14 protein-coding genes are annotated in these 12828 nt (G+C 67.3%); 10 read left to right on the forward strand and 4 right to left on the reverse strand.

Annotation, left to right across the window (positions count from 1 at the left end; genetic code table 11):
• Positions 1-4: 4 nt before the first annotated feature.
• Positions 5-559, reverse strand: coding sequence for a sigma-70 family RNA polymerase sigma factor (locus tag GGR90_RS00925; protein WP_209023522.1), 555 nt, complete (start codon positions 557-559; stop codon positions 5-7).
• A gap of 354 nt (positions 560-913) precedes the next feature.
• On the opposite strand from GGR90_RS00925, the gene GGR90_RS00930 reads away from it, so the two are divergent.
• The 4 genes from GGR90_RS00930 (at position 914) to GGR90_RS00945 (ending at position 3861) form a co-directional block, all read left to right on the forward strand.
• The gene (locus GGR90_RS00930) at positions 914-1168 is read left to right on the forward strand and encodes a NepR family anti-sigma factor (RefSeq protein WP_167918594.1); all 255 of its coding nucleotides are present in this window, start codon (positions 914-916) and stop codon (positions 1166-1168) included.
• Positions 1168-1803, forward strand: a complete 636-nt coding sequence (locus GGR90_RS00935) for a sigma-70 family RNA polymerase sigma factor (protein WP_167918596.1) — start codon at positions 1168-1170, stop codon at positions 1801-1803. Before GGR90_RS00930 ends, GGR90_RS00935 begins: the two co-directional genes overlap by 1 nt.
• Positions 1804-1873: 70 nt before the next feature.
• Positions 1874-3064, forward strand: coding sequence for a PQQ-dependent sugar dehydrogenase (locus GGR90_RS00940; protein WP_167918598.1), 1191 nt, complete (start codon positions 1874-1876; stop codon positions 3062-3064).
• A gap of 47 nt (positions 3065-3111) precedes the next feature.
• Positions 3112-3861: an esterase/lipase family protein gene (locus tag GGR90_RS00945; RefSeq protein WP_167918600.1), complete on the forward strand. Its 750-nt coding sequence runs from the start codon at positions 3112-3114 to the stop codon at positions 3859-3861.
• Positions 3862-3902: 41 nt separating this feature from the next.
• Here GGR90_RS00945 and GGR90_RS00950 read toward each other — a convergent pair whose 3' ends face one another.
• A complete protein-coding gene (locus GGR90_RS00950; protein WP_167918602.1) occupies positions 3903-4421 on the reverse strand; it encodes a GNAT family N-acetyltransferase in 519 nt (172 codons plus the stop codon).
• A gap of 246 nt (positions 4422-4667) precedes the next feature.
• Here GGR90_RS00950 and GGR90_RS00955 point away from each other — a divergent pair, with 246 nt between their 5' ends.
• The gene (locus GGR90_RS00955) at positions 4668-5132 is read left to right on the forward strand and encodes an RrF2 family transcriptional regulator (RefSeq protein ID WP_167918604.1); all 465 of its coding nucleotides are present in this window, start codon (positions 4668-4670) and stop codon (positions 5130-5132) included.
• Entirely contained in the window at positions 5125-5820 is a 696-nt protein-coding gene (locus GGR90_RS00960) for a class I SAM-dependent methyltransferase (protein WP_167918606.1), read from the forward strand. Before GGR90_RS00955 ends, GGR90_RS00960 begins: the two co-directional genes overlap by 8 nt.
• Before the next feature lie 30 nt (positions 5821-5850).
• Here GGR90_RS00960 and GGR90_RS00965 read toward each other — a convergent pair whose 3' ends face one another.
• Positions 5851-6240 (reverse strand): acyl-CoA thioesterase, encoded by a 390-nt coding sequence (locus GGR90_RS00965; protein WP_167918608.1) that lies wholly within the window; start codon positions 6238-6240, stop codon positions 5851-5853.
• Entirely contained in the window at positions 6237-7487 is a 1251-nt protein-coding gene (locus tag GGR90_RS00970) for a threonine ammonia-lyase (protein WP_167918610.1), read from the reverse strand. The genes GGR90_RS00965 and GGR90_RS00970 overlap by 4 nt, the downstream gene beginning before the upstream one ends.
• 199 nt (positions 7488-7686) lie before the next feature.
• On the opposite strand from GGR90_RS00970, the gene GGR90_RS00975 reads away from it, so the two are divergent.
• The 4 genes from GGR90_RS00975 to GGR90_RS00990 all read left to right on the forward strand — a co-directional run bounded on the left by GGR90_RS00975 (position 7687) and on the right by GGR90_RS00990 (position 12779).
• The gene (locus GGR90_RS00975) at positions 7687-8565 is read left to right on the forward strand and encodes an NAD(P)-dependent oxidoreductase (RefSeq protein ID WP_167918612.1); all 879 of its coding nucleotides are present in this window, start codon (positions 7687-7689) and stop codon (positions 8563-8565) included.
• Positions 8562-10238, forward strand: a complete 1677-nt coding sequence (locus tag GGR90_RS00980) for an amidohydrolase (protein WP_167918614.1) — start codon at positions 8562-8564, stop codon at positions 10236-10238. The genes GGR90_RS00975 and GGR90_RS00980 overlap by 4 nt, the downstream gene beginning before the upstream one ends.
• On the forward strand, positions 10228-11511 hold the full coding sequence (locus GGR90_RS00985) for an FAD-dependent oxidoreductase (protein ID WP_167918616.1): 1284 nt from the start codon (positions 10228-10230) through the stop codon (positions 11509-11511). The genes GGR90_RS00980 and GGR90_RS00985 overlap by 11 nt, the downstream gene beginning before the upstream one ends.
• A 119-nt stretch (positions 11512-11630) precedes the next feature.
• Entirely contained in the window at positions 11631-12779 is a 1149-nt protein-coding gene (locus tag GGR90_RS00990; protein ID WP_167918618.1) for an alpha-hydroxy-acid oxidizing protein, read from the forward strand.
• Positions 12780-12828: the final 49 nt, after the last annotated feature.

Here is a 12828-nt window from a genome sequence, read left to right on the forward strand (position 1 = left end):
AACCTCAATCCGGCGAAGGCCCGTTCGCGGTCAGATGGTCAACATTGTCCATGATCGACCGGAATATCTCGCTCGACGGTATCTCGTCGGTGCTGCGCCGCGGCATCTCGCCGCTTTCGAGGATCGCCTGCAACGCGGCGCGGCCGCGCGAGACGCGGCTCTTCATCGTGCCGACCGCGCAGCCGCAGATCGCCGCGCCTTCCTCATAGGATAATTGCCCGGCGCCGATCAGCACGAGCGCCTCGCGCTGATCGACGGGCAGCAGCAAGAGCGCGCGCTGCACGTCGGCAAGGTGCAGGCTGTCGTCCTGATCGTCGGGCGCGACGAGCAGCCGCTCGGCCGCCAGCTCGTCATAATCGGCGGTGAATTTCTTGCGCCGCATCTGCGACAGGAAACAGTTGCGCAGGATGACGAAGGCCCAGCTCTTCATGCTGGCGGGACCCGGAATATATTGCGCGCGCGCCTTCCACGCCTTCAGCATCGTTTCCTGCACCAGATCGTCGGCCAGGTCGGCGTTGCCGCACAGGCTGCGCCCGAACGCGCGCAGATGCGGCAACATCGCGGCGAGTTCGCGCTTGAAGCTGGCATCGTCGAGCGGCTGAGGCGTTACGGTGCTGATATGATGGCCTTTGTCTGAACGCCCAATGTCACAGGCTTGCTATGGGCTTAACGTGCTGGGATTTCATTGCAAGAGCGCCAACCGCCGGGCGGACGTCCGCCGGGCACGATGAAGTCGCCGACGCGACATGATGACGGAGAGCAAGTCGCCACGCTCCTGAACGGCGGCCACAGGCCGGGCATGCTGTGACCCCTCACACGCTTCGATTAGGGCCGGTGTGGCTTCTTGGCAACGCATTCGTCGCAAAATACGATCGAGGCGGGAACTCGCGCGTTCTTTCCTCGTTGCTCCCGCATGGCTACGCAAGGCAACAACAGGATGAACGGCAAGGACGCCCCGCCCCCCTCGACCGGAGCGCCCCGCCGCGCGAACGGCGGCTTCCCCGGCACCGGCGGCGACCAGTGGCACCGAACGCTGACCGGGCGCCAGGCGCCCGAGCCGGTGAGCGCGAAGCTGCGCATGATCTATGGCAATATCGTTTCCGAACGGCTGCCCGAAAACATGCTCGATCTTCTGTCCCAGCTCGATCAGAAAAGCCCGAAGCAATAATGACCCGAACCCCCGCCGCTGCGTCGCAGCCGCAGGCCGACACCCTGTCGGACAGCGAATTCAAGGCGTTGCTCGCTGGCGTCATTCCGCATCTGCGCGCTTATGGCCGCAGCCTGTCGGGCAATCCCGACCTTGCCGACGACCTGACGCAGGACACGATGGTCAAGGCGTGGGCTTCGCGCGAGCGGTTCGAGCGCGGCACGTCGATCAAGGCGTGGACCTTCGTCATCCTGCGCAACACCTTCCTGTCGCAGATGCGCCGCAACAAGTTCGTCGGCGAATATGACGAGACCGCGGTCGAGCGCACCATGTCGACCCCCGCGAACCAGGAGGACAGCGGCGAAATGGCCGACCTTCAGCGCGGGCTGATGGAATTGCCGCAGGATCAGCGCGAGGCGCTGATCCTCGTCGGCGCTGGCGGCCTGTCCTACGAAGAGGCGGCGAGCATCTGCGACTGCGCGCTCGGCACGATGAAGAGCCGCGTGTCGCGCGCGCGCGCCGCGCTCGAAGAGATTATGAACAGCGGTCAATTCTCGCAAAAACGCGCCGACGCGCCGCCGTCGAGCGAAGCGGTCGATGCGATCATGGACAGCGTCGAAACGATCACCGCGCGGCGCGAGGCGGCAAACCGCTAAGGACCCTCGACTTCGCGGCGCGGCGCGGCCAGAACAGGTTGTTCTTCCCCAGCCAAGCGAGCCTTTTCCGATGAAAAATCTCCCGTCCCTCGCCCTCATCGCCGCGCTGGCCGTCGCCGCCTGCTCGGCGCCCGCCGCCACCGAGGCCGCCCCCGCCGATACGGCGAAGCTCGACGCGTCGGGCGACCATCCCGCGACGCCGCTCGCCGATGCGCCCTTCACGGTCAAGGAGATCGCGAGCTTCAACGAACCCTGGGCGATGACCTTCATCCCCGGCACCCGCGCCGCGCTGATCACCGAGAAATCGGGCAAGCTGAAACTCTGGCAGGAAAATGGCGCGACGCAGGACGTCGCGGGCGTGCCCGCCGTCGCCTATGGCGGTCAGGGCGGCTTCGGCGACGTGATCGTCGCGCCCGATTTCGCGACGAGCGGCACCATTTACCTCAGCTGGGTCGAAGCCGGGGACGGCGACACCGCCGGCGCGGTCGTCGGCAGGGCGAAGCTCGTTCAGGGCGCCGCGCCGCGGATCGAGGGCTTGCAGATCATCTGGAAACAGGATCCCAAGGTCACGGGCCGCGGCCATTATTCGCACCGCCTCCTCTTCTCGCCCGACGGCAAATATCTGTTCATCGGATCGGGCGAGCGCCAGAAATTCGATCCGGCGCAGGACATGAAAGCCAATCTCGGCAAGATCGTCCGCCTCAACCCCGACGGCAGCATCCCCGCCGACAATCCTTTCGCCGACGCTTCAAAATCTGATGGGGGCGGCGTCACCGCGCAAATCTGGTCGCTCGGCCACCGCAATATCCTGGGGCTGGCGTTCGACAGCGCGGGCAAATTCTGGAATCAGGAAATGGGGCCGAAGGGCGGCGACGAGGTCAATCTCGTCGCGGCGAAGGCCAATTACGGCTATCCGATCGTCTCGAACGGCGACCATTATGACGGCAAGGATATTCCCGATCATCCGACCCGCCCCGAATTCGCCGCGCCGAAACTATGGTGGAACCCCGCGGTCTCGCCCGCCGGTCTCGCCTTCTATGGCGGCGACCTTTATCCGGGCTGGAACAACAGCCTGCTGATGGGCGCGCTCTCGGGCGAAGGCCTCATCCGCATGGCCATCGACGGCGACACGCTCCACAAGTCCGGCCGCTGGGACTTCGGCCAGCGCATCCGCGAGGTCGAGGTGCGCGATGACGGATCGGTCTGGCTGCTCACCGACGGCGAGGACGGCAAGCTGGTGAAGCTGGTGCCGAAGAAGTAGCGGCGGTCCGGCTTTCGCCGCGGCGCAAGCATCACTATATCGTCCCCATGATCCGCGGCTTCCTCACCCGACGCGCCGAATGGCCCGCGCGCGTTCCCGATCCCGACGCGCTACCGCCGCTGACGCTGCTGTGGCGCGAGGTCGGTTCGCTCGCGCAAGCGATCGGCGGCCGCATCCGCCCGCTGCCGCCCGAGCCCAATCCCGACAGCGAACATCCGCCGGTGATGGTGCTCCCCGGATTCCTGTCGGGCGACTGGGCGACCAAGGCCTTGCGCGCCGACCTCCGCCGCGCGGGCTTTCGCTGCTATGCGTGGGGCCTCGGCTTCAATCGCGGCGCGACCGCCGACATCATCGATCGCATCGACACCCGCGTCCAGTGGATCATCGACCGCACCGGCTATGCCCCCGCGCTGGTGGGATGGTCGCTCGGCGGCATCTACGCCCGCGAATATGCCAAGCATCATCCGGACAAGGTCGCGCGCGTCGTCACCCTCGGCTCGCCCTTTTCGGGCAGCCGCCGCGCCAACCGCGCGTGGCGCCTCTATCATCTGATCGCGCGCCATCCGGTCGACAATCCGCCGATCGATTTCCACCCCGCGCCGCGCCCCGAAATGCCGACCTTCGCGCTATGGTCGAAACACGACGGCGTCGTCGCGATCGCCAGCGCGCGCGGGCTGCCGCACGAAAGCGACCGGCAGGTCGAGGTCGACTGCGGTCATATGGGCTTCGCCTACGCCCCGACCTCGGTCGCGGCGATCGTCAAGGCGCTTACCGAGGAAGTATCAGAGCCGGATTGATCCTCCCTGTGGCGAAGCCATGGGGAGGACTTCCGAACTGCTCAGCACACATCGATGCGCCAGGCCGGCGCCGCGCGCCACGCCATGAGCATCCGCCCCGGCCGCTTCCCCGCCCGCCCCGTCGACACGAAACCGATCCGACGCAGCAGCGCGCGCGACCGCTCATTGTCGGGGTGGCATTCGGCGACGATCGAACAGCCCGGCCGCGACGCGGCGAGCGCCTCGACCACCGCGCGCACCGCCTCGGTCGCGATGCCCTTCCCCCGCACCCGCGCCGCGAACCAGTAGCCGATCTCATATTCGCCGCCCGGCCGGCGATGGACGCCGATCACGCCATTGAGGTCGAGTCCCCGTTCGTCGCGCACCGCATGAAAGACGTCGCCGCCGCCCGATCCGGCGATCAGCGCACGCGCGTCGGCCTCGGTGAAGGGTGCGGGCAGGAAATGGACTTGCGAGGTCACCGTCTCGTCGGTGATCGCGGCGAGCGCGCGCGCATCATCGGCAAAGAGCGGCGTGATGCGGCAATGGTCGGTCGACAGGGCAAGCAAGGTATCGGTCATGTCGCGTCTTCTTCAAAAAGCGCACGCCGTGACCGGGGGGTAGTGATGTGATGATGACCATTCGCCTGTCCGAACACGGCGGCGATGGTCACAGGTGATGCCATGCCGCTCCTATGTAAAGGAGCGCCAATACGCCTTGAATCGGAGAGATTGGTCGTTGGTCATCGTCGGCGTGGCTAACCGCTTCATCGTCGGCGGTCAATCCCGCGTCTTGACGTTCGCGTTTCACGCACTATTTAAAGTTACATGAAACGCGACAGCCGACTCTCGGGCGTGCTCCACGTCCTCCTCCACATGGCCGAGCAGCGCGCGCCGATGACCTCGGACCAGCTCGCCAAGGCGATGCAGACGCACGCGGTCGTGATCCGCCGCATCCTCGGCGGGCTGCGCGATGCGGGCTTCGTCCACAGCGAAAAGGGCCATGGCGGCGGTTGGACGATCGCGAAGGACCTTTCCGCCATCACGATGCGCAACGTCTATGACGCGATCGGCCGCCCCAGCCTGATGGCGATGGGCAACCGCACCGAAGCGCCCGGCTGCCTCGTCGAACAGGCGGTCAACGCCGCGCTCGACACGAGCTTTCGCGACGCCGAGGCGCTGCTCCTCGCGCGCTTCGGCGAAGTGACGCTCGCGGCGCTCGCCGCCGATTTCCACGCGCGCATGGCCGCGCGATCCCCCTCCCCCACCACGCAGGAGCATATTCATGGCTGAAGGCGCCCAACATTTCCTCGACAGCTTCAAGGACCCCGAAGCGGTCGCGCGCTACACCGAAGGGCCGCGGCGTTTCGTCCCCGGCCTCGACGGTCTCCACCGTATGGCCGGGCTGTTGCTCGCCGAGCGCGTGCCCGATGACGCGCATATCCTCGTCCTCGGCGCCGGCGGCGGCAGCGAGATGAAGGCGATGGCCGAAGCGCACCCCGGTTGGCGCTTCGCCGGCGTCGACCCCGCCGGGCCGATGCTCGACCTCGCCGCCAAGGTCATGGGCCCGAACGCCCACCGTGCCGATCTCGTCGAAGGCTATATCGACGACGCCCCCATGGGTCCGTTCGACGGCGCGACCTGCCTGCTCACGCTCCACTTCCTCGACACCGAGGAACGCATCCGCACCGCCGCCGAAATCCGCGCCCGCCTCAAACCCGGCGCGCCTTTCGTGGCCGCGCACGGCAGCTTTCCGCAAGGCGCGGGCGACCGCGAACGCTGGCTCGACCGCTACGCATCCTACGCCATCGCCTCGGGCGGCGACCCCGACCAGGTCGCCAAGGGCCGCGAGGCCGTCGCCACCCATGTCGCGATGCTCAGCCCCGAAGCCGACGAAGAAATACTCCGCGCCGCGGGCTTCACCGGCGTCGAGCAATTCTACGCCGCCTTCACCTGGCGCGGCTGGGTGGGTTATGCGTGAGGGCCGTCGGCTTCGGTGGCGGGGGGATGATCATCGAAACGGCGCGAGTATCGCGTCGGTCACCCGCAGCGGCCGTCCGCTCGCTTTGTCGAGCAGCGCCCACACGGTCCGCGCCCGCACATGCACGCGCCCGTCGGCGCCGGTGAATTCCATGAAGCGGTCGAACTTCGCGCCCTGCGCCTTGTCGGCAACCCAGGTCCGCGCGGCCACCGTCTCGTCGGGGCCGAGCGCGCGCAGATAATCGATTTCATGCCGCACCACGACCCAGATATAGGCGTCCTTATGCGCCTCAGGCGCGGCCGCCTCCCAATGCCCCGTCGCGACCTGCTGGATCCACTGGACCCAGACCGCATTGTTGACATGGCCGAGCTCGTCGATGCTATCGGGCGTCGCCGTGAGTTCGAGCGTGAACGCCTTCATGCCAGCTCGACGGTGGTCACCATATAGCCCGCATCGCGCAGCGCCGCGACGAGGCTGTCGAGATGCTCGCGGTCGCGCGCCTCGCATTCGATGTCGGTGATCAGCCCCTTCGCCGGCAAGGTGGTGAAGATGCGCTGGTGATAGATTTCGATGATGTTGACCTGCTTCTCGTCGAACAGCTTCATCACCTTGAACAGCGCGCCCGGTCGGTCCTGCAGCCGGATGCGCAGCCGCGCGATGCGGCCCGAACGCGCGAGGTCGCGCAGCAGCACATTGGCGAGCAGCCGCGTGTCGATATTGCCGCCCGTCAGCACCAGACCCACTTTCCGCCCTGCAAACTCCTCGGGATGCGCGAGCATCGCCGCGAGCCCCGCGGCGCCCGCGCCCTCGACCACCGTCTTTTCGATCTGGAGCAGCAGGCTGACCGCGCGTTCCAGATGCCGTTCGGCGACAAGCACGATGTCGTCGTTGAGTTCGGCGACGATCCGCCTTGTATAAGCGCCCGGTTCCTTGACCGCGATGCCCTCGGCGAGCGTGTCGCCCTCGCACGCCATGTCGACGCCGTTGAGTTCGGCATACATCGACGGATAAAGCTCGGCCTGCACGCCGATCAGCCGCATGTCGTTCTTCACCCCGCGCGCCGCGGTGCCCATGCCGGTGAGCAGCCCGCCGCCGCCGATCGGCACGATCAGCGTGTCGAGTTCGGGCACATCCTCGAGCATTTCGAGCGCGACCGTCCCCTGCCCCGCGGCGATATGCGGATGGTCGAACGGATGGACAAAGGTCAGCCCGCGCTCTTTTTCCAGCACGCGCGCATGCGCGGAGGCGTCGTCGAATTTTTCGCCGAACAGCACGATCTCGGCGCCGTGGCTCGCGGTCTGCGACACCTTCACCTGCGGCGTCGTCTTCGGCATCACGATCGTGACCGGTACGCCGAGGCGCTTGCCATGATAGGCGAGCCCCTGCGCATGATTGCCCGCCGACGCCGCGATCACGCCGCGCGCGCGCGCTTCCTCATCCATCAGCAGGAGCGCGTTCAAGGCGCCGCGCTCCTTATACGCCGCGGTGAATTGCAGATTTTCGAACTTCAGCCACACTTCGGCGCCGACCATTTCGGACAAGGTCAACGAATGGAGCGTCGGCGTCCGCACGACCGCGCCATTAATTCGCCCCGCCGCCGCGCGCACATCGTCCAATGTGATCGCCGGAAAATCGGCGGCGGGGGTCAGGGTGCGTTGATCGGTCATAGAGTGCGGCCCTAACGGCATGAAAGCCGCAGGGGAAGGCCCTCGATAAATAGGGACAGTCCCTATTTATCGAGGGGTATGCTTCCGGCCGCGCGCGGGGATGCCGGATAAATAGGGACTGTCCCTATTTATCGGTAACGTCGCAGCATCGCCCTCCCCATCTGGCGCGCCGGACAAACCACCGTTATGACCTCTCGCCATGAGCGAACGAAAATTGCGTATCAGCTTCATCGGCACCGGCGTCATGGGCGGGCCGATGGCGGGCCACCTCGTCAAGGCGGGCCACCACCTCACCGTCTATAACCGCACCCGCGCCAAGGCCGACGCGTGGGTGGCGCAGCATGGCGGCGCCGCGGCCGCGACCCCCGCGGAAGCGGCACGCGACGCCGACGTCGTCCTCACCTGCGTCGGCAACGACGACGATCTCGCGCAAGTGACGCTCGGCCGCGACGGCGCGTTCAAGGCGATGCGCGAAGGGGCGCTGTTCGTTGACCATACCACCGTTTCCGCGCGCATCGCGCGCCAGCTCTCGGTCGAGGCGGACGGACTCGGCCTGCTCTGCGTCGACGCCCCCGTTTCCGGCGGCGAGGCGGGCGCGCAGAACGGTACGCTCGCGATCATGTGCGGCGGCAGCAAGGCAGCGTTCGAAGCCGCCGCGCCGGTGATGCAGGCCTATGCCGCGCGCATGGTGCATATCGGCGGCCCCGGCGCGGGACAGACGACCAAGATGGTCAACCAGATCGCGATAGCCGGGGTGGTCCAGGGCCTCTCCGAGGCACTGCGTTTCGCGCAGGCGTCGAAGCTCGACACCGACAAGATATTCGAGGCCGTCTCGGGCGGCGCCGCGGCGAGCTGGCAGATGCTCAACCGCTGGGGCACGATGGCGAAGGACGAATTCGACTTCGGCTTCGCGGTCGACTGGATGCGCAAGGACCTCGGCCTCGCGCTCGACGAAGCGCGCGTCAACGGCGCGACGTTGCCGGTCGCCAGCCTCGTCGACCAATTCTACGCCGATGTGCAAAAGGCGGGCGGCGGGCGCAAGGATACCAGCTCGCTCGTGACGAGGCTGCCGAAATGAAGCGTCTCCTGCTGGCCGCGCTCGCCCTCACCCTCGCCGCCCCAGCGCACGCCGACACGCTGATCGACAATGTCAACGGCATCACGCTCGACAAGGACGGCAAGCTCGTCCGCTTCACCGGCCTTCTCATCGGCACCGACGGCAAGGTGAAACAGCTCCTCGACCGCAAGGACAAGCGCCCCGAACGCCCCGATTTCAAGCAGGACGGCAGGGGCAAGACCCTCATCCCCGGGCTGATCGACGCGCACGGCCATGTCATGGGGCTGGGCTTCAAGCTGATGCTGCTCGACCTCTCGGACACCGGCAGCCTCGCCGAAGCGCAGGCGGCGATCCGCAAATATGCGGCCGAGAATCCCGAAATGCCGTGGATCATCGGAACGGGCTGGAATCAGGAGAAGTGGGGCCTCGGCCGCTTTCCCACCGCCGCCGATCTCGACGCCGCGGTGCCGGGCCGCCCGGTCTGGCTCGAACGTGTCGACGGCCACGCCGGCTGGGCGAATACGGCCGCGATGGCGGCGGCGAAGATCACCCCCGCGAGCAAATCGCCCGAGGGCGGCCGCATCGAGGGGGCTGGCGGCAAGCCGTCGGGCGTCTTCGTCGATGCGGCGATGCGCCTCGTCGACAGCGCCAAGCCCAAGCCGCTCGCGCGCGACCTCGACCGCGCGCTCTATCTGGCGCAGCAGAAATTGCTCGAACAGGGGATCACGGCGATCGCCGACATGGGCACGACGATCGAGGAATGGCAGGCCTACCGCCGCGCCGGCGACAAGAAACAGCTCGCCGTCCGCATCATCAGCTATGGCGGCGACATCGACAATATGGCGATCATCGCCGGGTCCGAACCGACGCCGTGGCTCTATGACGACCGGCTGCGCATGGTCGGGGTGAAGCTCTACCTCGACGGCGCGCTGGGCTCGCGCGGCGCGTGGCTGAAAGCGCCCTACAGCGACGCGCCGGGGCAAAAGGGGCTGCCTTTGCTCACCCCCGCGCAGCTTCGCAACAAGATGGTGCGCGCGTCGATGGACAAGTTTCAGGTCGCGATCCACGCGATTGGAGATGCGGCGAATGCCGAGGCGCTCGCCGCCATCGCCGACCTCACCGCCGACCTGGCCACCAACGTTCCCGGCGAGCGGCGCTGGCGCATCGAACATGCGCAGATCATCGACCCCGCCGACATCGCGCGCTTCGCCGAGCTGAAGGTCATCGCCTCGATGCAGCCCATCCACCAGCCGAGCGACCGCATCATGGCCGAAGCGCGGCTCGGCCCCGATCGCCTCAAGGGCGCCTATGCGTGGCGCAGCCTCCAGAATGCGGGGGTCCGCCTCGCCTTCGGCTCCGACGTGCCGGTCGAGAGCGCCAATCCCTTCGCCGGCATCGCCGCCGCCATCTCGCGCACCGATGCCAGGGGCGAGCCCTTTGGCGGCTGGCGCCCCGAGGAAGCGGTCAGCCGCGAGACCGCGCTCGACGGCTTCACGCGCACTGCGGCCTATGCCGGCTTTGCCGAGGACCGCATCGGCACGCTGATGCCCGGGATGCGCGCCGACTTCCTGATCGTCGATGCCGACCCGATGCTCGCGAGCCCCGACGAGATCCGCCGCATGACCCCGCTCGAAACCTGGATCGGCGGCTATCGCTATTACAAACAGAAGGATGGGGCGACCGTTGGCCGCTGACACGCCCCCGAAAAACGTGCCGACGCGCCGCGCGCTCCTGACCGGCCTCGCCGCCCTCCCCGTCGCGGCGAGCGCGGCGGCGGCCGACCGCAAGGAGCGCCGCTCGAAAAAGCGCAAACCGCCAAAGCCCAAGGTCCAGCATGTCGACGTCGCGATCATCGGCGCGGGCGTGTTCGGCGCGTGGACCGCCTGGCATCTGCTGCGCGCGGGCAAGTCGGTGCGGCTGTTCGACGCCTATGGCGCGGGCAACGCGCGCAGCTCGTCGGGCGGGGCGAGCCGCGTCATCCGCATGGGATACGGCGCCGACGCGCTTTATTCGGAGATGGCGCGCGATTCGCTCAAATATTGGAAAGACCTCTCCGATACCGCGAGCGCGCCGATCTTCCACAACACGGGTGTGCTCTGGTTCGCGCCGCAGGGCGAGACCTACACCGCGCAATCGCTCGCCTGGCTGCAGGCGAACCGCATCGGCCACGAACATGGAGATGTCAGCTGGCTCCAGAATAAATATCGCCAGATTCAATTCTATCAGGGCGAGACCGGCATCCTCGAGACCGAAGCGGGCGCGCTGATCGCCGCGCGCGGCGTGCAGGAACTGATCGCCGACGCGCAGATCGCGGTCGAGCGCGTCGTCATGCCCGCGCCGCTCTTTTCGAAGCGGATCCGCAAGCATCGGCTCCCCGACGGCGGCACCGCCGACCATCTCGTCTATGCCGCCGGCCCGTGGATCGCCGAGCTTTTCCCGCAGCAGCTGATGCACAGGATCGTCGCGACCCGGCAGGAGGTTTATCATTTCGGCGCGCCGCAGGGCGACACGCGCTTCGCCCCGCCCGAGCTGCCGGTGTGGGCCGATTTCAACAACGGCCGCATCGTTTACGGCATCCCCGACCTCGAAGGCGCCGGGTTCAAGATCGCGATCGACGTCCATGGTCCCGTGGTCGACCCCGATACGATGGAGCGCCAGCTTTCTCCCGCGGGTATCGCCGAGGCGCGCGCCTATATGCAGCGTCGCTTCCCCGGCCTCGCCAATGCGCCGCTGCTCGGCGGGCGCGTCTGCCAATATGAGAATAGCGCGAACGGCGATTATCTGATCGACCGCTTTCCGGGGCAGGAGCATGTCTGGCTCGTCGGCGGCGGATCGGGGCACGGCTTCAAGAACGGCCCCGCAGTGGGCAAACGCGTCGCCGCACATATCCTCGATGAGGACTTAGCGGTCGAACCGCGCTTCGCCTTCGCGACCAAGGGCACGGTCGCGGCGCGGACGGTGTTTTGATGAGCCACCGCCTCCTCATTCGTCATCCCGGCGAAGGCCGGGATCTCGCCGGCGCGTCAGGGCGAGAGGGTGAGATCCCGGCCTTCGCCGGGATGACGATTTGAGGGGGTAAGTGTAGCGTGCGCCTGACCGACTGCCATAACATCGACGATTTCCGCGCGCTCGCGAAGCGCCGCCTGCCTTGGCCGGTGTTCGACTATATCGACGGCGCCGCCGACGACGAAGTCACCCGCCGCCGCAACCGCACCGCGTTCGACGGCTGCGACCTCATCCCGCGCGTGCTCGCCGGGGTTGAAAGCGTCGACATGAAGACGACTCTCTTCGGACGCGAGATCGCGATGCCGCTCTTCCTCGCGCCGACCGCGCTCCAGCGGCTCTTCCACTGGCAGGGCGAGCGCGCGGTGCTCCGCGCCGCGGCGAATGCCGGCACCGTCGCGGGCATTTCGAGCCTCGCGACGATCGGCCTCGCCGAAGCGGGCGCGCTCACCACCGGCCCCAAGCTGTTCCAACTCTACGTCCACCACGACGAGGGGCTCAACCGGGCGATGCTCGACGCCGCGCGCGAGGCGAAGTTCGACGCGGTCGCGCTCACCGTGGATACGATCGTCGGCGGCAACCGCGAACGCTGCCTGCGCTCGGGCTTCACCTCGCCGCCGCGCTTTACCGCGTCGAACATGCTGAGCTACGCCGCCAAGCCCGGCTGGGGGCTCAACTATATGCTCCGCGAAAAGTTCAGCCTGCCCAATCTCGCGACGCATGTCTCCGAAGGATCGAGCGTCCCCAAATCGGTCGCCGAATATTTCACCTCGATGCTCGACCAGAGCCTCGACTGGAAACGCGCCGAGGCGATCCGCAAGAAATGGGACGGCCCCTTCTGTTTGAAAGGCATCGTCGCGGTCGAGGATGCGAAGCGCGCCGCCGACATCGGCGCCACCGCGATCATGGTGTCGAACCACGGCGGGCGCCAACTCGACGGCAGCATCGCCCCCTTCGACGCGCTCGCCGCGATCGTCGATGCCGTCGGCGACAGGGTCGAAGTGATCTGCGACGGCGGCATCACGCGCGGCACCCATGTGCTCAAGGCGCTGTCGGTCGGCGCCAAGGCCTGCTCGGGCGGCCGCCTCTATCTCTACGCGCTCGCCGCGGCGGGCGAGCAGGGCGTCGCGCGCGCGATCGCGCAGCTCCGCGCCGAAATCGAGCGCGGCATGAAATTGATGGGGGCCAAGACCCTCGCGGATCTCGGCCCCCATAATCTGCGCTGGCGGTAAAAAATCCTCCCCATCGCTGCGCGACAGGGAGGATCGTCCGACCAGACGA

This window comes from Sphingopyxis italica (assembly GCF_011926545.1).
Taxonomy (GTDB): Bacteria; Pseudomonadota; Alphaproteobacteria; order Sphingomonadales; family Sphingomonadaceae; genus Sphingopyxis; species Sphingopyxis italica.

What these genes read in the sequence shown, in the direction of transcription:
- GGR90_RS00925 (WP_209023522.1), bottom strand. Translation starts at nt 559, where the DNA reads ATGTTGCCGCATCTGCGCGCGTTCGGGCGCAGCCTGTGCGGCAACGCC.
- GGR90_RS00930 (WP_167918594.1), top strand. Translation starts at nt 914, where the DNA reads ATGGCTACGCAAGGCAACAACAGGATGAACGGCAAGGACGCCCCGCCC.
- GGR90_RS00935 (WP_167918596.1), top strand. Translation starts at nt 1,168, where the DNA reads ATGACCCGAACCCCCGCCGCTGCGTCGCAGCCGCAGGCCGACACCCTG.
- GGR90_RS00940 (WP_167918598.1), top strand. Translation starts at nt 1,874, where the DNA reads ATGAAAAATCTCCCGTCCCTCGCCCTCATCGCCGCGCTGGCCGTCGCC.
- GGR90_RS00945 (WP_167918600.1), top strand. Translation starts at nt 3,112, where the DNA reads ATGATCCGCGGCTTCCTCACCCGACGCGCCGAATGGCCCGCGCGCGTT.
- GGR90_RS00950 (WP_167918602.1), bottom strand. Translation starts at nt 4,421, where the DNA reads ATGACCGATACCTTGCTTGCCCTGTCGACCGACCATTGCCGCATCACG.
- GGR90_RS00955 (WP_167918604.1), top strand. Translation starts at nt 4,668, where the DNA reads ATGAAACGCGACAGCCGACTCTCGGGCGTGCTCCACGTCCTCCTCCAC.
- GGR90_RS00960 (WP_167918606.1), top strand. Translation starts at nt 5,125, where the DNA reads ATGGCTGAAGGCGCCCAACATTTCCTCGACAGCTTCAAGGACCCCGAA.
- GGR90_RS00965 (WP_167918608.1), bottom strand. Translation starts at nt 6,240, where the DNA reads ATGAAGGCGTTCACGCTCGAACTCACGGCGACGCCCGATAGCATCGAC.
- GGR90_RS00970 (WP_167918610.1), bottom strand. Translation starts at nt 7,487, where the DNA reads ATGACCGATCAACGCACCCTGACCCCCGCCGCCGATTTTCCGGCGATC.
- GGR90_RS00975 (WP_167918612.1), top strand. Translation starts at nt 7,687, where the DNA reads ATGAGCGAACGAAAATTGCGTATCAGCTTCATCGGCACCGGCGTCATG.
- GGR90_RS00980 (WP_167918614.1), top strand. Translation starts at nt 8,562, where the DNA reads ATGAAGCGTCTCCTGCTGGCCGCGCTCGCCCTCACCCTCGCCGCCCCA.